This is a genomic window from Ruegeria sp. HKCCD4315, from assembly GCF_013112245.1.
In the GTDB taxonomy this organism is placed as follows: domain Bacteria; phylum Pseudomonadota; class Alphaproteobacteria; order Rhodobacterales; family Rhodobacteraceae; genus Ruegeria.
In genome coordinates this window covers 694,510-715,700 of the sequence record NZ_WVRN01000001.1, presented here as the reverse complement: position 1 = coordinate 715,700, position 21,191 = coordinate 694,510, and the positions used below count along the sequence as shown (strand labels likewise).

The 21,191-nt window shown below is 58.0% G+C and carries 23 protein-coding genes; 4 read left to right on the top strand and 19 right to left on the bottom strand.

The window, feature by feature from the left end:
- Position 1: 1 nt before the first annotated feature.
- The gene (locus GS646_RS03595) at positions 2 to 478 is read left to right on the top strand and encodes a class I SAM-dependent methyltransferase (RefSeq protein WP_171647601.1); all 477 of its coding nucleotides are present in this window, start codon (positions 2 to 4) and stop codon (positions 476 to 478) included.
- Here GS646_RS03595 and GS646_RS03590 read toward each other — a convergent pair whose 3' ends face one another.
- Positions 479 to 1,621 carry an alpha-D-ribose 1-methylphosphonate 5-triphosphate diphosphatase gene (locus GS646_RS03590; RefSeq protein ID WP_171647622.1) on the bottom strand — a complete coding sequence of 381 codons (1,143 nt, stop codon included), beginning with the start codon at positions 1,619 to 1,621 and terminating at the stop codon, positions 479 to 481.
- Between the two features lie 52 nt (positions 1,622 to 1,673).
- Here GS646_RS03590 and GS646_RS03585 point away from each other — a divergent pair, with 52 nt between their 5' ends.
- A complete protein-coding gene (locus GS646_RS03585; RefSeq protein WP_171647603.1) occupies positions 1,674 to 2,357 on the top strand; it encodes a DUF1045 domain-containing protein in 684 nt (227 codons plus the stop codon).
- Here GS646_RS03585 and phnN read toward each other — a convergent pair.
- From phnN to phnG, 8 genes are read right to left on the bottom strand one after another with little or no spacing between them, the layout of a single operon-like run.
- The gene (gene phnN, locus GS646_RS03580; protein ID WP_171187093.1) at positions 2,339 to 2,887 is read right to left on the bottom strand and encodes a phosphonate metabolism protein/1,5-bisphosphokinase (PRPP-forming) PhnN; all 549 of its coding nucleotides are present in this window, start codon (positions 2,885 to 2,887) and stop codon (positions 2,339 to 2,341) included. The genes GS646_RS03585 and phnN overlap by 19 nt on opposite strands.
- Positions 2,884 to 3,567: a phosphonate C-P lyase system protein PhnL gene (gene phnL / locus GS646_RS03575; protein WP_171187095.1), complete on the bottom strand. Its 684-nt coding sequence runs from the start codon at positions 3,565 to 3,567 to the stop codon at positions 2,884 to 2,886. Before phnL ends, phnN begins: the two co-directional genes overlap by 4 nt.
- A 22-nt stretch (positions 3,568 to 3,589) precedes the next feature.
- Positions 3,590 to 4,360, bottom strand: coding sequence for a phosphonate C-P lyase system protein PhnK (gene phnK / locus GS646_RS03570; protein WP_171187098.1), 771 nt, complete (start codon positions 4,358 to 4,360; stop codon positions 3,590 to 3,592).
- Positions 4,357 to 5,217 carry an alpha-D-ribose 1-methylphosphonate 5-phosphate C-P-lyase PhnJ gene (locus GS646_RS03565; RefSeq protein WP_171187100.1) on the bottom strand — a complete coding sequence of 287 codons (861 nt, stop codon included), beginning with the start codon at positions 5,215 to 5,217 and terminating at the stop codon, positions 4,357 to 4,359. The genes phnK and GS646_RS03565 overlap by 4 nt, the downstream gene beginning before the upstream one ends.
- Positions 5,214 to 5,810, bottom strand: a complete 597-nt coding sequence (locus GS646_RS03560; RefSeq protein WP_171647605.1) for an HAD family phosphatase — start codon at positions 5,808 to 5,810, stop codon at positions 5,214 to 5,216. Before GS646_RS03560 ends, GS646_RS03565 begins: the two co-directional genes overlap by 4 nt.
- Entirely contained in the window at positions 5,807 to 6,898 is a 1,092-nt protein-coding gene (locus tag GS646_RS03555; protein WP_171187105.1) for a carbon-phosphorus lyase complex subunit PhnI, read from the bottom strand. The genes GS646_RS03560 and GS646_RS03555 overlap by 4 nt, the downstream gene beginning before the upstream one ends.
- A 3-nt stretch (positions 6,899 to 6,901) precedes the next feature.
- Positions 6,902 to 7,477: a phosphonate C-P lyase system protein PhnH gene (gene phnH, locus GS646_RS03550; protein WP_171187106.1), complete on the bottom strand. Its 576-nt coding sequence runs from the start codon at positions 7,475 to 7,477 to the stop codon at positions 6,902 to 6,904.
- Positions 7,477 to 7,935 (bottom strand): phosphonate C-P lyase system protein PhnG, encoded by a 459-nt coding sequence (gene phnG / locus GS646_RS03545; protein ID WP_171647607.1) that lies wholly within the window; start codon positions 7,933 to 7,935, stop codon positions 7,477 to 7,479. The genes phnH and phnG overlap by 1 nt, the downstream gene beginning before the upstream one ends.
- Positions 7,936 to 8,038: 103 nt before the next feature.
- On the opposite strand from phnG, the gene phnF reads away from it, so the two are divergent.
- Positions 8,039 to 8,749, top strand: coding sequence for a phosphonate metabolism transcriptional regulator PhnF (gene phnF / locus GS646_RS03540; RefSeq protein WP_171187110.1), 711 nt, complete (start codon positions 8,039 to 8,041; stop codon positions 8,747 to 8,749).
- Between the two features lie 44 nt (positions 8,750 to 8,793).
- On the opposite strand, the gene GS646_RS03535 is transcribed toward phnF, so the two are convergent.
- From GS646_RS03535 to phnC, 5 genes are all read right to left on the bottom strand, one after another.
- Positions 8,794 to 9,408 (bottom strand): chloramphenicol acetyltransferase, encoded by a 615-nt coding sequence (locus tag GS646_RS03535; RefSeq protein WP_171187112.1) that lies wholly within the window; start codon positions 9,406 to 9,408, stop codon positions 8,794 to 8,796.
- 19 nt (positions 9,409 to 9,427) lie between these two features.
- Positions 9,428 to 10,795 carry a phosphonate ABC transporter, permease protein PhnE gene (gene phnE, locus GS646_RS03530; RefSeq protein WP_171647609.1) on the bottom strand — a complete coding sequence of 456 codons (1,368 nt, stop codon included), beginning with the start codon at positions 10,793 to 10,795 and terminating at the stop codon, positions 9,428 to 9,430.
- Positions 10,792 to 11,673: a phosphonate ABC transporter, permease protein PhnE gene (gene phnE / locus GS646_RS03525; RefSeq protein ID WP_171647611.1), complete on the bottom strand. Its 882-nt coding sequence runs from the start codon at positions 11,671 to 11,673 to the stop codon at positions 10,792 to 10,794. The genes phnE (GS646_RS03530) and phnE (GS646_RS03525) overlap by 4 nt, the downstream gene beginning before the upstream one ends.
- Positions 11,674 to 11,740: 67 nt before the next feature.
- Positions 11,741 to 12,643 carry a phosphonate ABC transporter substrate-binding protein gene (gene phnD, locus GS646_RS03520; RefSeq protein WP_171094452.1) on the bottom strand — a complete coding sequence of 301 codons (903 nt, stop codon included), beginning with the start codon at positions 12,641 to 12,643 and terminating at the stop codon, positions 11,741 to 11,743.
- Between the two features lie 66 nt (positions 12,644 to 12,709).
- Entirely contained in the window at positions 12,710 to 13,531 is an 822-nt protein-coding gene (gene phnC / locus GS646_RS03515; protein ID WP_171094453.1) for a phosphonate ABC transporter ATP-binding protein, read from the bottom strand.
- 163 nt (positions 13,532 to 13,694) lie between these two features.
- On the opposite strand from phnC, the gene rpe reads away from it, so the two are divergent.
- Complete coding sequence (gene rpe / locus GS646_RS03510) at positions 13,695 to 14,384, top strand: ribulose-phosphate 3-epimerase (protein ID WP_171094455.1); 690 nt, start codon at positions 13,695 to 13,697, stop codon at positions 14,382 to 14,384.
- An 86-nt stretch (positions 14,385 to 14,470) separates the two neighbouring features.
- On the opposite strand, the gene GS646_RS03505 is transcribed toward rpe, so the two are convergent.
- From GS646_RS03505 to parC, 5 genes are all read right to left on the bottom strand, one after another.
- The gene (locus GS646_RS03505) at positions 14,471 to 14,671 is read right to left on the bottom strand and encodes a transferrin-binding protein-like solute binding protein (protein WP_171094457.1); all 201 of its coding nucleotides are present in this window, start codon (positions 14,669 to 14,671) and stop codon (positions 14,471 to 14,473) included.
- A gap of 178 nt (positions 14,672 to 14,849) precedes the next feature.
- On the bottom strand, positions 14,850 to 16,685 hold the full coding sequence (locus GS646_RS03500) for an amidohydrolase (protein ID WP_171647612.1): 1,836 nt from the start codon (positions 16,683 to 16,685) through the stop codon (positions 14,850 to 14,852).
- A gap of 182 nt (positions 16,686 to 16,867) precedes the next feature.
- A complete protein-coding gene (gene tuf, locus GS646_RS03495; RefSeq protein ID WP_171182005.1) occupies positions 16,868 to 18,043 on the bottom strand; it encodes an elongation factor Tu in 1,176 nt (391 codons plus the stop codon).
- Positions 18,044 to 18,158: 115 nt separating this feature from the next.
- Positions 18,159 to 18,749: a hypothetical protein gene (locus GS646_RS03490; protein WP_171188974.1), complete on the bottom strand. Its 591-nt coding sequence runs from the start codon at positions 18,747 to 18,749 to the stop codon at positions 18,159 to 18,161.
- 89 nt (positions 18,750 to 18,838) lie between these two features.
- A complete protein-coding gene (gene parC, locus GS646_RS03485) occupies positions 18,839 to 21,187 on the bottom strand; it encodes a DNA topoisomerase IV subunit A (protein ID WP_171648461.1) in 2,349 nt (782 codons plus the stop codon).
- Positions 21,188 to 21,191 lie beyond the last annotated feature (4 nt).

Sequence of the window (21,191 nt, the reverse complement as noted above, 5' to 3'; positions counted from 1 at the left end):
CATGAGCCGACTGGATTCCATGCTGCGCCGACTGACGGCTCAACGCGACGGGTTGAACTGGGCTGCCCAGCGCATCAGCGGACAGCCAGGTGATGTGCTGGACATGGGTTTGGGCAATGGCCGCACCTATGATCACCTGCGCGAAATCCTACCGGAACGCCGAATCTGGGTGATGGACCGGGTCCTGCAATGCCACCCGGACAGCACCCCTCCGGCCGAAGATTTCCTGCAAGGTGAGGCCGAGCCGATGCTCAAGAAACTGGCGGCAGACGGGCAAAAGATCGCGTTGGCACATTACGATTTCGGACGCGGGATCAAACAGGAAGATGTGGCTGAAGCCGCGCGGCTCAGTCCATTGGTCGCGCAAGTCATGCAGCCCGGCGGTTTGCTGATTTCCGGTCAGCCCCTTGTCGGCTTTAACCAGATCAAAGGGCCCGAGACGATTGCCCCGGACCGATACCTGTTCTACACCGCCTGATCAGGCGACACGCCGACCACGCGCCCAGACCGAATTAAGCGCAGGAACCCCGGCCCGCATCCGGAAACGGATGACATCGGCTCGGGCGCCGGCGCGTAACTCACCCCGATCTTCCAGTCCCGCGGCCAGCGCAGGGGCCAAAGTGACCGTTTTCATACCGCGCGCTATATCATCCCACATCTCGCCCAGCATGGCCGCCGACAACAGCAGGGCCGACGGCACATAATCCGATGACATGATGTCCAGATGCCCAAGTTCGGCCAAATCGCGCGCCGCGACGTTGCCCGAATGCGAGCCACCGCGAATGATGTTGGGTGCCCCCATCATGACCTTGATATCGTGATCGTGACAGGCACGCGCTGCCTCGACCGTGGTCGGAAACTCAGCCAGTCGGATACCGTGACCTGCCGAGACTTTCACCTGATCTTCCGTCGTATCGTCATGACTGGCCAAAACCGCCCCAAAACGACGCGCGGCTTTGACGGTCTCAACCTCATGCACATCGCCATTACGGTCGCGAAGACCCTTTAACTGGGCCACATGCTGCAGGAATGTGTCATCGTCCATCGCATGTTTGCCCTTCATATATGCCTCAAGTTTGGTCATGTCGCGGAACTGCCGCTGTCCGGGTGTGTGATCCATGATGGACACAAGACCAACCCGATCCTCTGGCCCGAACTCATCCAGCTCTTCGACCAAAGTTTCAGAACACACCTCGGCCCGCAAATGCAGGAAATGGCTGATCTTCAACGCATCCTGTTCGCGCAGATCCCACAATTCCTGCGACAGGCCACGCGCGTATTTTCCATAACGCGCTGCTCCTGACGGGATCGATCCGACCCGCATGGCATCAAACACGGTCGTGATCCCGGTGCTGGCCAATTCCGCGTCATGTGCAAGGATCGCAGCTGCATGAGGCCAGTCTACCCGTGGCCTGGGTTGAATGTGGCGTTCAAGGTTGTCTGTGTGCAATTCAACCAGACCAGGGCTGACATAATCGCCTTCGCAATCGATTGCACCAGACGGAACCGCGTTTCCGGTATCAATCTCGGCGATGGTCTCGCCCACAATCCGGACGCTGCCGGTTACGGTTTCATTCGGCAACACAAGCGTGGCATTGGCAAGGATCAAGTCTTCTGTCATCTGAACTTCACGCAGTTTGAGGTAGTGGAAGGCCACGCAATAGGAGGCCAATGTGACATTCACGCGATACGCGATCTATTTTGCGCCACCCGCTAAGGCGGAGTGGACGAAATTTGCAACCAGCTGGCTGGGTTGGGACATGGAAACCGGATCTTTGGTCGCGCATCCGGTAGTCGGAGACATCGACGTTGCCGCAGTCACGGAAGTGCCACGTAAATACGGGCTGCACGCGACGATGAAACCCCCCTTCCGACTGCGCGCAGTCCAGACCTTCGACGCCTTGCACGCAGCTTGCGGCTCGTTCGCCTCCAACCAACCTCCTGTCACGCTGGATGGCCTCGAGATCGCGCGGCTTGGCCGCTTTCTGGCCCTGCGCCCCATGGGTGAGACGCAAGCATTGAACACCCTGGCCGCCGCTTGTGTTCAGCAATTGGACAATTTTCGCGAAGCCGCATCCGAGGCTGAACTGGCCCGCCGCCGCGCCGCTGGCCTGACACCGGAACAGGAGGCCAATCTGGTTCAATGGGGCTATCCTTATGTGCTGGACGGTTTTCGCTTTCACATCACGCTCAGCGGCAAGCTGGACAAACCGACCCTTCGGGCCACCCAAGAGGCGCTGCAAGCCCATCTGGCCCCGTTGCTGCCGCAGCCCTTCCAGATCACCGATCTGGCGCTGATGGGCGAGGCTGAGGATGGTCGGTTTCACCTGATCCATCGCTACGCGCTTTCCGGTTGAAGTCGCGCAAGGATCTCGGCGACGGTGTCTTCCAGCGCACCGGAGTTGTCGACTTCGATGACCCGTTTCAAACCATCAGGCAAAGGCGCTTTGGCACGACCCAGCCGCCGCGCCTGTTCTGCTGCGCTTTCCCGCCCTCTTGCGGATAGGCGCTGCGCCAAAACATCAGCTTCGGCCGTCAGGGAAATCACGATCAGGTCCCCAAACACCTCCTGCGCCTGCACCAACACGGCACGAGACAGGTTGACCAGAACAGCGTCAGCTATCTGCCGCTGCTGTGTGATCTTGTTCGGCACACCGTAAAACAGCCCATGTGCAGGCCAGCTCAGCGCAAAAGCCCCGGCCTGCTCCATCTGTTGAAACGTCGCGACGGAAACCCGGTCGAAATCCTCACCCTCTTCCCCTTCGGGACGGGTAATCACTCGGCGCAAGCGCTGGATACCGGGCGCATGGGCCACCAACGCCCCCATGACGCTGTCTTTGCCGACCCCCGAAGGTCCGACAACGGCTATGACCGGGGCAAGCGTCATGCAGCCAGCCCCGGTGTAAAGTCCGAGACATTGACTTCACGATCACAGACTCGCTCGCGGGCTTCAAGATCGTGGAAAATCCCAACAATCGCCGCACCACGTTGCTTTGCCTCTTCAATCAGAGACAAAACGGTTTCCCGGTTCTGCGCATCCAGGCTCGCCGTCGGCTCATCCAGTAACATCGCAGGATATTCATGCGCAAAGCCACGCGCAATGTTCACCCGCTGCTGCTCTCCGCCAGAGAATGTCGTTGGACTCAGGGTCCACAAACGCTCGGGAATATTCAGCCGTTTCAGCAACCCAGCCGCCTTATCCAACGCAACTTGTTTGTCCGTGCCTACGGCCAGCAGCGGCTCTGCCACAACCTCCAGCGTCGGCACCCGAGGCACAACCCGCAGGAACTGGCTGACATAACCCAAAGTATCGCGACGCAGCGACAGGATCTGGCGCGGCTCGGCTTTCGCAACGTCCAGCCCCCCGACCAGCACCTGACCAGAAGCGGCCAGATAGTTGCCATAGATCACCCGCATGAGTGTGGACTTACCTGCACCGGACGCCCCCGTCAGGGCGACACATTCCCCCGGCACTACTTTCAACGACGCGCCTTCCATAACCGGGATCACGGCGCTGCCTTGATTATGAAGGGTGAAGCTCTTGCTCACATCGATCAGTTCAATCATCGCTTCATCTTTTCCTAAATACTCAAACCTGCAATACGCTGGACACAAGCAACTGCGTGTAGGCATGCTGCGGGTCGTCCAGCACCTGATCGGTCAGCCCAGCTTCGACCACATGACCGCTTTTCATCACCATCAGCCGATCCGCCAGCAAGCGCACCACGGCCAGATCATGCGTCACGATGATGGCGCTCAGCCCCATTTCACGCACTAGACCGCGCAACAAATCCAGCAAGCGCGCCTGCACGGATACGTCCAGCCCTCCAGTCGGTTCGTCCATGAACACCAGCCGAGGGCCCGTCACCAGATTGCGCGCGATTTGCAGACGCTGCTGCATCCCGCCAGAAAACGCGCTGGGGCGATCATCCACACGGGCTGCTTCAATCTCGACCCGGCCCAGCCAGTCGACGGCCTTGTCCCGAATCTCGCCATAGTGCCGGTCGCCAACGGCCATCAGCCGCTCACCAATATTGCCCCCCGCGCTGACAGACATCCGCAGCCCGTCGCGTGCGTGCTGATGCACAAAGGCCCAGTCAGTGCGGCCGAGCATTCGACGTTCCGGCTCGGACATGGTGACTGTGTCTACCGGTCCATCCACTCGGGTATCAAAGATCACTTGCCCGGCGTCCGGTTCCAGGTGCCCGGCCAGACAATTCAGCAAGGTCGACTTACCTGAACCACTTTCACCGACGATCCCCATCACTTCTCCGGGGTAGAGATCGAAGCTCACATCCGCGCATCCGATCCGCGCGCCATAGCGCTTTTCGATGCCCTTGACTTGCAACAGGGGGGTCATGCCGCGTCCTCCTCAGCCAGTCGGCCCACGTGGCCTGCCTCACGGCGCGACCGGCAATAATCGGTGTCCGAGCAGACAAACATTCGGTTGCCTGCGTCATCCATGATAACCTCATCCAGATAGCTGTCCTCGGCCCCACACAGATCGCAGGGATGGTTGGCTTTGGTGGCCTCAAACGGGTAATCCTCGAAATCGAGGCTCACGACCTTGGTATGCGGGGGCACTGCATAGATACGCTGTTCGCGCCCTGCACCAAAAAGCTGGATCGCGTCCATCTCAAGCTTTGGGTTGTCGAATTTCGGGATCGGAGACGGGTCCATCACATACCGGCCTGATACTTTGACCGGATAGGCATAAGCGGTTGAGATCGCCCCGTGCTGACTGATGTCCTCGTACAGTTTCACATGCATTAGCCCGTATTCTTCAAGGCTGTGCATTTTGCGCGTCTCGGTCTCGCGCGGCTCCAAAAAGCGCAGAGGTTCCGGGATCGGCACCTGATAGACGATGATCTGGTCTTCGCGCAGTTTCGCCTCGGGGATGCGGTGGCGAGTCTGGATGACAGTTGCTTTTTTCGTCTCCTCCGTGGTGGCAACTCCGGCGGTGTTCTCAAAGAACTTGCGGATCGACACTGCGTTGGTGGTGTCGTCTGCGCCTTGGTCGATCACTTTGAACGTATCCTCGGGCGTCAGTGTCGCCGCCGAGACCTGAACGCCACCCGTCCCCCAGCCATAGGGCATGGGCATCTCGCGGCTGGCAAAGGGAACCTGATACCCAGGCACAGCCAGACCTTTCAGGATCGCCCGGCGGATCATCCGCTTGGTTTGTTCGTCCAGGTAGGCGAAGTTGTACTCGCTCATAGGAGACCTCTTTCAATCAACGCGCTTTCCAGCGCTTGAGGCGTCGTAAAGTGGATGCCATCCATGCCAACGGCGCGCGCGCCGTCGACGTTGTGCAGCCCGTCGTCGATGAAAATGCAGTTTTCAGGCGCAAGCCCGGCCCGCTCACACAAGCGATGAAAAATCTCAGGCTGCGGTTTCAACAGCTTTTCCTGACCGGACACGATGGTCACATCGAAGACGTCGCCCAACTCGGGATGCGCGCCAACACCAACCGGCCATGTTTCCGCCGACCAGTTTGTAATTGCGTGAACCTGCGTGCCTTGCTCCTTCAATCGATAGAGCAGTTGCCAGGTTCCTTCGATCTTTTGCGGAACAGTCATGGCATAGTGCTCAACATACACACTCAGGCGTTGCCGGTCTTCGGCGTCATCCAGTTCTGACGCCAGATCGGCGAAATTCTCTCCGCCATCCGCCCTCAGATTGCGATCTTGAAAATCGATGCGGGTCAGGAACTCGGCCACGGCCTCGCGGCTGCCCATCTCGCCCAACCAGGCCAGATGCGGATCCCATCGGATCAGCACATTTCCGATGTCAAAAACGACGGCCTTCATTCCGCGGCCTCCTTTGGCATAATGCGTTCTTCAGCCTCGCGACGCAGTTTGCGGACCAGCTCCAGCTCAGACTGGAAGTCGACGTAATGCGGCAGTTTGATATGTTCGAGGAAACCTGTGGCCTGAATGTTATCCGCATGGCTCAGGACAAATTCTTCGTCCTGCGCCGGTGCACCCAGATTGTCTTCGCCCAGTTCTTCCCAACGCAGCGCGCGATCGACCAGAGCCATCGCGATGGATTTTCTTTCGGACTGACCAAAGACCAGACCATAGCCACGTGTGAACTGTGGCGGTTCTGTCTTCGAGCCCGTGAACTGGTTGACCGTCTCACATTCAGTCAGCTCGACTTCACCAATATCAATGGCGAAACCCAGCTCGGGGATGTCCATTTCGACCGCGACCTTGCCGATGCGCAGTTCGCCGACAAACGCATGGTTGCGGGCGTAGCCGCGCTGGGTGGAATAGGCCATGCCCAGTACAAAGCCCTCGTCCCCGCGGGTCAGCGACTGTAAGCGCAAGGGACGGTTTGACGGAAACTCCATCGGCTCGCGGGTCAGGTCGCCCGGGGTGTCATCGCTGGCGGATTCATCCTGAATGATGTCCTCACCTTTCAGGAACTCGGTGATATGGGGCGTCGGCTCCTGACGTGCCGCGCCTTCGGGTGCCTTAGGGGCTTCACCATCAGCAGCCAGTTTGAAGTCCAGCAAACGGTGGGTGTAGTCGAAAGTCGGACCGAGAACCTGCCCGCCGGGCGCATCCTTGAACGTGGCCGAGATCCGGCGGTCACACGCCATCTGAGAGGTCTCGACCGGGTTGGAATAGCCAAAGCGCGGCAGAGTCGTACGGTAAGCACGGACCAGAAAGATCGCCTCAATCAGATCACCACGCGCTTGCTTGATTGCCAGCGCCGCAAGGTCGGGGTCGAACAACGACCCTTCAGCCATGACCCGGTTTACGGCAAGGCTCAGTTGTTCGCGGATCTGCGCAAGGCTCAGTTCCGCCACATCAGTCGCGCCCCGGCGTTCTTCGGCCAGCCACGTATGGGCGTTCTCGATGGCTTTTTCGCCCCCTTTGACAGCTACATACATCGCTTAGCCCTCTGTCCTGATCTGCGTGCTGCGCGGCAGAGCCGCGATCCTGTCACCGCAGGTAAAGAAGAAATCGCACCCCAGCGGATACAGCATCGCATTGCCTTGAAGCGCTGGAACATCCGGCAGAGACAACCGCGCGGTGTCCTTGATCCCAGGGCCGCTCAGTATGGCACCGCTTTGCTCAAGCTGGTCGCATTCTACAATTAGGGTCGCAGACCGGTCCGGGTATTCCGGCGTCCCGATACGATAGGCGTTCAAAGGACCTAACGCGCCCCACGTACCAACGGCAAAATCCGCCTGATCCGCTGACACAATCGGCGCGCCCGTGTGGAAGGTCAGCCATTTGCGAACCGCATCGGTATCAGCGTCACTGGCCAGATGCACCTTCGTTTCGGGGTCGCACAGCGTCAGCAACAGCGTACCTGCTGCCACGGACAAAGGCGCAGGGGGTTCACTGCCCGTTAGGGTGCGAATATCACCCGGGCGCGCCATGACGGTCATGGCCGCACGAAACGCGTGGGCGGCCTGGACAGGCGCGTTTTGAAAGCCCCCGGAAAACTGTGTTTGCGCAGCCATCAGTCTTCCCCCCGGACCAGTGTGAAAAACTCGACCTTCGTTGCAGCTGCCTTGGCGGCGCGCGCGGTTTTGGTCTTCTGCATTTGCGTCCGCAGCGGGTTGATCAGCTTTGCCTTCAACTCATCCGCGGAAGTCGTCTGCATCATGGCATCAATCAACGCTGCGGCTTTGGCCTTGGGCTTGGACCTGCCCTGCACATATCCGTGACCAACCGTGCCATCCTGCAGCACGACCGAACAGCGCGTGGTGGTCATTTCGCCCAGATTGAACGGCGCTCCGGTAGCTCCGGTGCGACCTCTCACCATGACGCCGCCCACTTCAGGGCTGCGCAGCCATTCAAAACTTGGGCGGTCCTGAATGCCATCCCATAGCCTCATCAAAGCATCGTCCGGCGCACGGGCCAGCAGACCCATCCATTCCTTCCGCGCCTGCGTCGCGATTTCTGTCTGATTTGTCATCAAAGCCTCTTGGCCGGGTTGTCTACATGAACTATACAACTAGACAAATATTACCCTTTAGGCATCCGAGTCGCAATCCGCGATGGTGTGAAGATTTGATGACATGAGCAAAACGCCGATCTGGAAAAGCATCGCCCTGCGCCTGACCTCGGACATCGCCGAAGGGCGCTATCAAACCGGAGATCGCCTGCCGACCGAAGCACAATTGGCCGCCACTTATGGCGTCAATCGCCACACTGTGCGGCGCGCGTTGGCAGACATGTCGCAACAAGGTCTCGTCCACGCCAGGCGCGGCGCAGGCGTGTTCGTGGCAGCACGACCAACTGACTATCCAATCGGCAAAAGAGTTCGGTATCACAAAAACATCTCGGCCAGCGGTAAGATGCCGGGCAAAAAAATCCTCGCGCTGACCACACGCGCGGCAGATGAAGCAGAAGCCGAAGCCTTGGGTTTGGACAAAGGTGATCCGGTGCATGTCTATGACGGTCTGTCATTGGCGGACGGGCAGCCTGTGGCCGTGTTTCAAAGCGTTTTTCCAGCCGCGCGTTTTCCCGACCTGTTGCAGACGCTGACTGAAACGCAATCGGTTACAAAAGCTCTGCAAGCCAACGGCATCGCGGATTACACACGCATCTCGACCCGTTTGACAGCACGCGGGGCAACGGCAACACAAGCCCTGCAGCTTCAACTGTCCGAGGGGGCTCCGGTTCTATTCTCGGTCGGCGTGAACGCCGATCCAGATGGCCAGCCGGTTGAATATGGGCGAACCGTTTTCGCGGGTGAGCGGGTCACGCTGACCCTGAACGAAGAATAGACCCCCAAAAGGGGTTTTCGGCTCTTGGATCTGCGAGAACAGAGTTACGCGTGCTTTTCCAAAAACGCTTCGGCACTTAGGGTGCGAAAATCCGGCAAAGCCGCGCGAAGCTTGGCGTTTTCCCAATCCCACCACGCAAGTTGTTCCATCCTGTCCGCGACGCCCTCGGGGAACCTGTTGCGCAGCACCTGAGCCGTGACACCTGCAACAATCGTATAAGGCGGTACGTCTTTGGTAACCACCGCACCTGAAGCGACCACGGCACCATTGCCGATCGTGACCTCGGGCTTGATGATCGCGGCATGTCCGATCCAGGTATCATGCCCGATCCGGGCGGTGCGACTGGCGCGATGCGCGAACCAATCCGCATCATCTTCGGCATCGTCCCAATAGTCGGCGGAACGATAGTGAAAATGATGCAGCGAGGCCTTGTCCATCGGGTGATCTGTCGCTCCGATGCGAGTAAAGCTTGCTATGTTTGCGAACTTTCCAATTTCGGCATTGGCGATATCACAAGTCCGGTCGCAATAGGAATAGTCGCCCCAAACCGAGTTTGCCACTCGGCTGCCAGCACCAATCTCGACATATGCACCAAAGCCGCTGTTGGTGATCTGACAATCATTATGAATATACGGCTGATCAGCGCGCAGTCGTGCCATTGAATGTCCCCATCTTTGTTCAGGGTAACAGGAATGTCTTGCGTGCAGCATCGCGCGGCTTGCGTTTTTTACCCGTTTCGCCCTGGATCAATCGTTTGCGCAGCCAACCCGAGAACCAGTCCATCAACATGACCATCAGGATGATCAGGATGATGTAGTATGCGACCTCTTCCCAATCCTTTTGCGTGATGATTGCCTGCGTCAGCAGAAGGCCAATGCCACCGCCTGTGATTGCACCAATCACCGTCGCGCTGCGGGTGTTGGATTCCAGAAAATACAACAGCTGGCTCAGCAACACAGGCGTGACCTGCGGAATGACCCCAAAACGATATCTCTGCGGCGCATTTGCGCCTGTGGACTGAACGCCCTCGATTTGCTTCTGGTCCACATTCTCCAACGCTTCCGAGAAAATCTTACCGAAGGTCCCGGTGTCAGTCACCAGAATGGCCAGCGCGCCTGTCAAAGGTCCGGGGCCAAAGGCACGGGCCAGCACCACGGTCCAGATCAAGGCGTCCACACCGCGCACGAAGTCGAAAACGCGACGCATAGCAAAGCGGATGGATTTCATCGGGTTGAAGTTGCGCGTTGCAAGGAAGGCCAGTGGCAACGCGACCATGGCCGCGCCCAGCGTGCCCAGAAACGCCATCAGGATCGTCTCGAAGATCGCCCAAGCCACATCCTGATGCCGCCACATCTTGTTGGTCCAGAAGTCATTAAAAATTGCACCCGCCTCACCCGACGCCGCCCGCCCGGCCAGTTCGGGGAAGGACTTGCCGTAATAGGGGCTGTCGAGCGTGAACCAGAACAACTCCCACCCGGTGAAGTAGCGAAACACTTCCGACCGATTGCGTGTGACGGTCAAACGGCCAGCATCCGTCTTGATTGCCAAGCGGTTCTTCGAAACGTTGATCCACTCTGGTACGTCACCCGCAGGCAACTCTGCCTGTACGCCCGCCGACCGGCTGGGTGTTGCCCGAACAGTTCCATAACCGGGGATGTCATATTCGACCGTTTCCGGCCCGAACCGCACCACGTGGCCGTCTTCCAGATCGATCACGGTTGTCTCGCCCAGCGTCACCCAGTCCGGGGCCTGACCTTCAGGATATGCGCCCTTGCGTTCGCCCTCGATCGCGGCCGAAACCTCGCCGGTGCGGTTGTCACGCTCGATATGCGTCTTGTAGCTGTAGCTGTCGGACACAAGGGTCTTGCCGTTTTCCCAATTCGCACGCGCTGCAAGGCCGGGAACGTCAAACGCAAAGAAGACGTAGACCAGATAGACAAGCACCAGCGCGGGCAGCCCGAAATTCATCAGTCTTTTGCGACTGAACAGACGGTCTGCTTCGGCTTTGAGCTCATCGACGGTCAGATTGGTTGCGAAGGTGCTCATACCGAGGCTCCTTTTTCCGTCCCATGAGTCAGACGGTCGCGCAGGACACCGGACAGCTGATCCACGACGACGATTGTTACGAAAAGCAAAAGGAAAATGGCCGCGGCCTCATCGTACCGCCCCTGCCCCCAGGACATGGCGTTGCGCAGCTCATAGCCCAGACCACCAGCGCCAACAAAACCCAGGATGGCCGAGGCGCGAATATTGATTTCGAACCGCAGCAACGCGTAGCTGACATAATTCGGTCCGACCTGTGGGATCACGCCCAGATACATGCGTTGCGACCAGTTCGCACCCACCGAATGCAGGCCCTCGACCGGCTTGAGCGAGGCGTTTTCGTTGACCTCGGAGAACAGCTTGCCCAGTGCACCTGCTGTGTGAATGGCAATCGCAATCATCGCCGGAACCGGACCACCGCCCAAAATGAAAATCAGAACTAGTGCGATCACAATCTCGGGGACCGCGCGGCACACATCTGCAATTCGTCGAAACAAAGGGATCAAGGCGGGCCAAAGTGCCATGCCGCGCGTCGACATCAGGGCCAGAAACGTGCCTGCAATCGCGCCGATCAAGGTCGAAGCGGCGGCGATATTCAGTGTTTCGATCAGTGCGGGGAAAAACTTGGCCAGGTTTTCCGGCAGCGCGCCGATTTTTTCCCACGCCTCGGCCAAAACCTCAGCGGGGTAGTCGAAAATACGCGTCCAGCCATCGCGGAAACTGCCAGCGTTGCGGTCGTCAGCAACACGAAAGCCCGAGGCCATAACGGCAACGAACAGGATCAGGAGGATACCACCATAGACCCGTTTGCGGCGCGTCATCGCCGTATAGTCATCGCGGATCTGGTCGACGGTCGGGGACCCAGCGGTCAGGTCTGTCATGGAATGCTCCTGGGTGGAAAAACGGGGCCCGGATTTTCACCGGACCCCGATCATTGGGTATGCAGGCTTAGTTGGACTTCAGCTTGCGTGCTTCGATGATGACTTCGTAGGCATCATGCGTGATCGGCTCGAACGCTTTCGCCTCACCTGCGGCAACGCCGTAGAAGCAATCGCGGTCTTTCTCGTGCAGGCCAGCCATCAGGGCTGTCATCTTCTCTTTGACATCCGCAGGCAGCGCTGTACGCAGAACAACCGGACCTTCCGGGATCGGCTTGGATTTCCAGATTTCAACCATGTCGTTCATGTCGACCAGACCGGCATCAACTGCACGGCGCAGCGCGCCCGAGTTGTATCCGTCTTCCCAGTTGCCAAGACCATCGGCCCAGGTAACACCACCATCAACGTCACCATTGTTGACCGCGACGATGGTCTGCTCGTGACCGCCGGTGAACTTCACTTCACCAAAGTAGTCGCCTGAGTCCATGGTGGCACCGGTGGCCTGCGGGATTTCTATGGACGGGATCAGGTAGCCCGAGGTCGAGTTCGGATCGCCAAAACCAAAGGTCTTGCCTTTCATGTCTTCCAACGAGGTGATGCCGCTGTCCTTGCGGGCAAAACCAACCGAGTAATACCCGTAACCGCCGTCGACGTTCACCTTAACCAGAACCGGCTCAACCGCTTCGGGATCGCTCAGATAAGTTTTGGCGTAACCCGACGCGCCCAACCATGCCATGTCGATAGTGCCGCCCAGCAGACCCTGGATCACACCGTTATAATCGGCAGGCGCAAACAGCTTGGTCTCAACACCCAGCGTTTCTTCGGTGTATTCGCGCAGGCATTCGTTGTTGTTCAGACGGTCCTGAGCGTTCTCACCGCCCAGAATGCCTATGCGGAATTCGCTGATGTCCTGTGCCATGGCCGGGGCGGCAAGCGCAGTTGTCGCCGCAAAGGCAGCAATCAGTTTTTTCATCTGTCTCTCTCCAGTTTGATTGCCCCGGCCTTTCATCGGGCCGGGCGATGAAAGGGGGTTGGTGGCTCAGATGGTTGCTTCCGCTTCCATCAGGGCCTTCTGGGTGGCGTCCAGAGTTTCGATCTCGGTCGATGTCGCCTCTTCCGAGAAGCTGGCATCGGCACCATAGATTTCGCGGGCGACACCGGTCGTCAGTTGTTCGGGCAGCCCGTCAAAGACGATGCGCCCGTCGCGCATTCCGACCACGCGGTCGCAGTAGCGGCGTGCTGTATCAAGTGTGTGCAGGTTGGCGATGACGGTGCGACCGTCCTCTTCGTGGATACGGCGCAGCGCCTGCATCACCACCTGAGCGTTCATTGGGTCCAGCGAGGCGATGGGCTCGTCCGCCAAAATGATCTTGGGGTCCTGCATCAGGGCGCGTGCGATAGCGACGCGCTGTTGCTGGCCGCCCGACAGGGCCTCCGCGCGCTTCGGTGCGTGCTCGGCAATACCAAGACGATCAAGTATGTCGATAGCGCGATGGATGTCTTCCATCGGAAACAGGTTGAACATGGTCGCCAGGGTCGAATGACGGTTCAGAGTGCCATGCAGAACGTTCGACACAACATCCATACGCGGCACCAGATTGAACTGCTGAAAGATCATGGCGCAGTCAGCTTGCCAGGCGCGCTTTTCGCGGCCCTTCAGTTGGGTCACGTCACGACCTTCGAACAGGATCTGACCATCGCTAGAGTCCGTCAGTCGGTTAATCATCCGTAGCAGGGTCGACTTGCCTGCACCAGACCGTCCGATAATCCCGATCATGCAAGGCTTGTCCACATCCAGCGTCGCAGCATCCACAGCAACGTTGTCGCCAAAGCGTTTGGTCAGTTTCTTGATATGCAGCACGTGCCACCCCCAAATGATGTTGGCGGTCAGCTACAGATGCCATTCAACGGATATGTGTCAGCGTGGTGAAAGTTTTGTAACGGACCAGCCGTTGCGGGGGCTATCCATCCCCCTGCCCCACAGGTATACGCTTCGGCGACTCTTTTTTTGATACGAGGCCATCATGAGCTTTGACCGCACCATCAAGATTGCTCCATCGATCCTGTCTGCCGACTTCGCCAACTTCGGAGCAGAGATTCAGGCCATCGAGGCACAAGGCGCAGATTGGGTCCACGTGGATGTCATGGATGGTCATTTCGTTCCGAACCTGACCTTTGGCCCACCCGCCGTCAAAGCCTTCCGCCCGCACGTGAAAACCGTGATGGATGTGCACCTGATGATCACCCCTGTTGATCCTTACATCCAGGCGTATGCCGATGCCGGAGCGGACATTCTGACCGCACATGTTGAGGCGGGCCCGCATACACATCGCACCCTGCAAGCGATCCGCGCGGCAGGTATGAAAGCAGGCGTCGCCCTGAACCCCGGAACGCCGGCAGAAGCGGTCGAGCACCTGCTGGATCTTACCGATCTGGTTTGTGTAATGACGGTGAACCCCGGATTCGGAGGTCAGAAATTCATCGATATGACCGGCAAGGTGCGCAAGCTGCGCGAAATGATTGGTGACCGTCCGGTACATATCGAAATCGATGGTGGCGTGGATCCAAAAACTGCCCCGTTGGTCGCAGCTGCAGGTGCCGACGTACTGGTGGCCGGTTCGGCTGTTTTCAAAGGTGGATCGGTGGACCAGCCGGACGTGTACGGTGAGAACATCCGTGCTGTACGCGCAGCAGCACAATCAGCGTTGTCCTAGTTTCGAGACTGACATTACCGGCCAGTAGCTCAGCTCTTTACCGACGGTGAAAGGAGCCCTTCACAAAAAGGGCTCCTTTCCGTCTATCAATCCGCGCCGAACGACCCGATATGCGATACGCCGTTGGCGCCGGACGCTTGGAACGTCCCACCAACTTCTTCGGCGTTCGGGCCATAAAACACTCCGTAAGCTTCGCCATTTGTCCCTGGCCCATAAGTCGTCGCGATAACACCAAACGAAACCTCTTGGGGGTCGCGTTTACGGATTGAAAAGAACGACCTTTTCATTGGAAACGGGTTTTCCCCGTTTGGTTTGATTGAGTACAGCCGAACGGAGTCCGACATCCCGGCCTATAGTTTTACTGAGACCAATTTCGAGCTCGGGCTGGAACGACGCTTTTGACAAAGCGACATCGGTTTGTTCGTTTTTTTACTGGTGCCCGCACCTCTGGTTACGTCGGGCCGTTCACTCAAGCTCCTTTCCTACAAGCCATGGGTCTTCAACTTTCATGCCCTGATAAACCGCATGCAGAAAAAGATGGGCAATCACAGGGTCGTTTGAAAATGGCGAGAACTGCAAGTTACCCTCTCGGACGCCTTCATCTGCTTCATAGACGACCTCGTCGCCTTTTACAGTTACAAGCACTTCAAGCTCTGCCAGCGTTTCGGAGTCGACCGCTGTGGGGTCATCCGACAGGATCACAAAATCCGCAACTTTTCCAACTTTGATAGAGCCCTTTTCATCTTCTTCGAAATGCTGCCAGGCAGGCCAAATTGTCATGGCTTTCAGGGCAGTCATGACGTCGACCCTCTGATGCGGTCCCAAAATGTCGCCCGACCGTGTGCGACGCGTAACGGTCGCGGCAAGTACACGCATGCTGTCGGGAAATGCGACCGGGGCATCGTGATGTGTCCCGAACATCATGTCACGTTCTCGCAGCCATCCCGTGGGTGAGATGTTGTCAGCGTTGACCGGCCCCACAGTATGATCCCGGTGCCAATCACCCCAATAGAATGTATGCATCGGGAACAGCGATGGAAACACGCCCAGCCGTTTAAAACTGGCGACCTGATCCTCTCTTAGAAATTGGCCGTGGATCAAAACAGGGCGATTGCCCGGGTCACCATATTTGATCTGCGCCTCTTCAAGGGCCGCGATCAACATGTCAGATGCCCCTTCGCCGTTGGAATGCACGAGGATCTGGAAGCCGTTTTCGTAACACCAGTTTACCGCATCCTGAAGCTGCTCCATCGTTATTGCTGCATATCCGGCATACCCGGCGGCGTAGTTTCCAACCGGGTTGTAATAGGGTCGGTCCCGCAACGCCGTGAAACCTTGCGGCGAGCCGTCGATTGTAAGCTTGCAGCCGCCAACCCGGACGCGGTCACCGTAATCCGCTGAGGTGTTTTCTCCGATATAGTCCCTCGACTCCAACACATCTGGAAAAGCGACCACGTCTATGGGCAGACCATCTTCGGCAGCAACTTTCTTGAGGACTTCGACAATCTCACCCGAAGATCGGCCTTCTTGTCCGGTCGTATATCCAAACTTTGCCCAAAGTTCAGTTCCGGCTCTGGCAAAGGCGGCCAAGCCCTCCTCGCCCAGATTTCCAAGTATGGGAACGAGCACCGAAAAGAACGCGTATTCTTCCAAAACACCATTGGGTTCTCCGGCTTCATCGCGCTGAATGACCCCGCCGGGAGGCGCCTCTGAAGCGGCAGTGATGCCTGCCAACTCCAGAGCTTTTGAATTTGCGACACCAAGATGCCCGGATTGATGAATGATGATCACAGGCAAATCCTCGGACACCATGTCCAGATCTTGCCGTGTCGGGTGACGCAGTTCCTTCAGTTGCGCATTGTCATAGCCAAAGCCGATGATCATTTTCACCTGCTCAACGGCTTCCGCGTTCTCAGCGGCCCAGTTGGACAGTGTTGATTGCAGGGTCGCAATATCTACGACGTCCCCATCCGGCGGCGCGAGGAGGTTGGCGGACAAAGCCTGCAATCCACCCATGACGACATGACCGTGGCTGTCCACAAAGCCCGGCAGCATCGCGCGTCCGTTCAGGTTGAAGGTTTCCGTTCCATCACCTTGATGTGTGGACAGATCAGATAGTGAACCGACGGCCAGTATGCGTCCGTCTTTGACTGCGACCGCTTCGGCAGTGGGGCTTTTGTCATTCATCGTGACAATTGGACCCCCGAGATAGATGCGATCCGCAACTTGTTGGGACGCCGCCGAAGAAGACGAAAACGCGAGTGCCGCGACAAGACAGAGTGAACGAGCCGATACGTGCATCTTGTGACCTCTTTCGAATTGCAATGTCTCAATATGAAAGAAGGTAGCATTTTGGCGGGCGTTTCCGAAAAAGAAAAAGGCCGCCCCCTGTTGGACGGCCTTCTTTAGTTCTTTACCGAGTTGCTCCCGGCAGATTTTCCTGAGGAAAATCGCCTGCCGCAACCAGGCGCGACAAGCGCGCCTTACTCGATGATTTTCGACACAACGCCGGCGCCGACGGTGCGGCCGCCTTCGCGGATCGCGAAGCGCAGGCCCTGCTCCATCGCGATCGGTGCGATCAGCTCAACGCCGAACGACACGTTGTCGCCAGGCATGACCATCTCGGTGCCTTCGGCCAGGGTCACGGTGCCGGTCACGTCAGTTGTACGGAAGTAGAACTGCGGACGGTAGTTCGCGAAGAACGGGGTGTGACGACCGCCTTCTTCCTTGGTCAGGATGTAGGCTTCGGCTTCGAACTTGGTGTGCGGTGTAACCGAACCCGGCTTACACAGAACCTGGCCACGCTCAACGCCGTCACGGTCAACACCACGCAGCAGCGCGCCGATGTTGTCGCCTGCTTCACCGCGGTCCAGCAGCTTGCGGAACATTTCAACGCCGGTGCAGGTGGTTTTCGAAGTGTCGCGGATGCCGACGATTTCGATCTCGTCGCCAACGTTGATCACGCCACGCTCAACACGGCCGGTCACAACGGTACCACGGCCCGAGATCGAGAACACGTCTTCGATCGGCATCAGGAACGGCTGGTCAACAGCACGCTCAGGGGTGTCGATGTAGTCATCAACAGCCGCCATCAGTTCCTTGATCTTCTCTTCGCCGATTTCCGGGTTGTTGCCTTCCATCGCGGCCAGAGCCGAACCTGCAATGATCGGAATATCGTCGCCGGGGTATTCATACGAAGACAGCAGCTCGCGGATTTCCATTTCCACCAGTTCCAGCAGCTCTTCGTCGTCAACCTGGTCAACTTTGTTCATGAACACGACCATCTTCGGGATGCCAACCTGGCGGCCCAGCAGGATGTGCTCACGCGTTTGCGGCATCGGGCCGTCAGCGGCGTTCACAACCAGGATCGCGCCGTCCATCTGGGCAGCACCGGTGATCATGTTCTTGACGTAGTCGGCGTGGCCGGGGCAGTCAACGTGCGCATAGTGGCGGTTGTCGGTCTCGTATTCCACGTGGGCGGTCGAGATGGTGATGCCGCGCGCTTTTTCTTCCGGCGCACCGTCAATCTGGTCATACGCTTTGAAGTCACCGAAATACTTGGTGATTGCTGCGGTCAGCGTCGTTTTACCATGGTCAACGTGGCCAATCGTGCCGATGTTGACGTGCGGTTTTGTACGCTCAAACTTTTCCTTTGCCATTCCTCAGGCGCCCTTTTGCGATTTGGGGGACCCTTGGTCCCGTGGTTACATCTGCGCGCGCGAGATATTTGGTTCAGGGGGGAAAATCAAGCACATCCTGAGGGAAATACGCCGATCACGCCGGATTTTGCGTGACCTCGACAGATTCCAGCGGTTGGATCAGGTCAGGCCGCTTGTCGAACCACCCTTGCTCAAGGTGTTCTTCGGCTAGCCATTCCTCGACGCGATCAGCAACTTTCAGGGCCAGACCGCTCATTTGTTCTTCCTTGGTGCGCTCATGCCCCGACCCTTTCAGCGCACTTCCACCTGTCGTGTCTTCCAACACCTGAAATTGCTTTCCTTTGGCAAGGAACTCTTTTTTCTTAACATCATAGACATTGACCAACACAATCGCCGTGCTTTTGGGATTGTAGATCACGGGTATGCCGGGCGGGGCCAGCATATAGCCTTCCAGACTGATGCCGATGTCGTATTCCTGAGCCCCTTCATAACGTCCCAGGCGAATATCGACCGCATTCTGAATCGCCGCAGTCCATTCGTCCGGGGTAGCGTCCCGGCTGACCGGTCCCTGAACGGCCTTATCAGCGAACGCGTAGTTGACGCGCAGCTTGAATTCGCCCAACGACTCGGGCTCTTCGTATAACTGCGTCTGCGTGCAAGCGCCCATCAGGGCCAATCCGGTGATCAAGGTCAGAATGCGCAACATGGTCTCGTCTCGATAGGCCTGTTTTTCTTTGATCTAGCGCACCGATGCGGCTTGTGCCAACCCGTATCGGCAGATTTCCACTTTTGCGATCACGAGAACTTGTAATCCCGCGGGAAGCCATAGGGCGGTTTTTTACCAACGCTGGCACGTTTCGACAGCCATTGGGACATGTCGGCCTCGTGCCGGGTTTTGTCGCCACCCATGGACCATTTCAGTCCCTCTTCCCAGTTGAAGGTGGTAATGTCGGACAACCCTCCATCCAGCTCCAGCGTACCCTGCCGCCCGCGCGCCATGTTGTATTTCTGCAAGCGCACACCTTTGCCACGGGTCATCTCGGGCAGCTCTTCTGTTGGGAATACGAGGAATTTGCCGTTCTGAGACACGACAGCCACGTGATCTCCTGCGACCGGCTTGCAGATCATCGCCGACTCGTCGCCTTTTACATTCAATACCTGTTTGCCGTTACGGGTCTGTGCCAGCACGTCATCTTCGGGCACCATGAACCCGTTGCCCGCATCCGAGGCCACCAGCAGCTTACGCCCCGGCTTATGGATCAGGATATCGATGATCTGCGCCTCGTTCGGAAGATCGACCATCAGGCGCAGCGGTTCGCCCATGCCCCGTCCACCGGGCAGATTGGCCGCACTGACAGTGTAGAAGCGCCCATTCGAGGCAAACACCAGCAGGCGATCTGTGGTTTCCGCGTGGAAAATGAAACGCGGGCCATCACCATCTTTGAACTTCAATTCGCGCTTCAGGTCGATATGGCCTGTCATGGCGCGAATCCAGCCCATCTGAGAACAGACGACCGTGATCGGCTCCTTATCGATCATTGCCTCAAGCGGAACTTCTTCGACTTGTCCGGCCTCGGCGAACATCGTGCGACGCGCGCCGCCTTCGTAATCCTTGCCGAAAGTTTTCTTGGTCTCTTTCAACTGCTCGGCAATCTTGGCCCATTGCAGGGCGGGATCTGCCAGCAGGTCTTCAAGATTGGCGCGTTCCAGCATCAGCTCGTCGCGTTCGCGGACCAACTCCATCTCTTCCAGACGGCGCAAGCTGCGCAAGCGCATGTTCAGGATGGCGTCGACCTGAACCTCGGACAGTTCGCCCTCACCCAGCTTGGGCGTGACGTAGTCAGACTCATCGGTGGCGCGGACGTGGTCGATGCCCCAATCCTCGCGCATCAGCGCGGCTTTGGGGTCGTCGTCATAGCGGATAATGTCGATCACACGATCAAGGTTCAGGAAAGCGACGATAAAGCCCTCCAAGACCTCCAACCGATGGTCGATCTTCGCCATGCGGTGACGTGAGCGTCGGATTAGCACCTCTTGTCTGTGATCGAGGAAGGCACGCAGCACTTCCTTCATCGAACAGACCTTGGGCGTTACGCCGTCGATCAGCACGTTCATGTTCAGACTGAACCGCACCTCAAGGTCCGAGTTGCGATAGAGCATGCCCATCAGCACCTCGGGGTCCACGTTTTTAGATCGAGGCTCAAGGATCAACCGGATGTCATCGGCAGATTCGTCGCGCACATCGGCGAGAATCGGGATTTTCTTGGTCTGGATCAGCTCTGCGATCTTTTCGATCAGCTTGGATTTCTGAACCTGATACGGAATTTCAGTGACGATGATCTGCCACTGGCCGCGCCCCAGATCTTCGACCTCGTATTTGCAACGCAGACGGAATGAGCCGCGCCCGGTGCGATAGGCCTGCGCGATGTTCTCGGGCGGCTCGACAATCACGCCACCAGTCGGGAAGTCCGGTCCAGGCACGTAGTTCAGCAACGTATCGTCGCGGGCATCCGGCGTCTTGATCAGATGCAGGCAGGCATCGCACAGCTCGGCAATATTGTGCGGCGGAATGTTCGTCGCCATACCCACAGCGATACCGCTGGCACCATTGGCCAAAAGGTTGGGGAATTGCGCAGGCAACACCACCGGTTCGGTCAACGTGCCGTCATAGTTGTCGCGGAAATCGACAGCGTCTTCGTTCAACCCTTCAAGCAGCGCTTCGGCGACGATGGTCATCCGCGCCTCGGTGTATCGCGAAGCAGCCGGGTTATCCCCGTCGATATTGCCAAAGTTCCCTTGCCCGTCGACCAACGGGTAACGGACGTTGAAGTCCTGCGCCAATCGCGCCATCGCGTCGTAGATCGCAGCGTCGCCATGTGGGTGATAGTTACCCATCACATCGCCCGAGATCTTGGCGGACTTCCGAAAACCTCCGGTTGCACTGAGTCGCAATTCCCTCATCGCATAGAGGATTCGCCGGTGAACCGGCTTCAGCCCGTCGCGCGCGTCAGGCAGGGCGCGATGCATGATGGTAGAGAGCGCATAGGTCAGATAGCGCTCACCTATCGCGCGGCGCAGCGGTTCGGCTACCTCGCCCCCACCTTCGGGGGCCTCCATGTTGGGGTCGTCGATGGTATCGTTCATATAT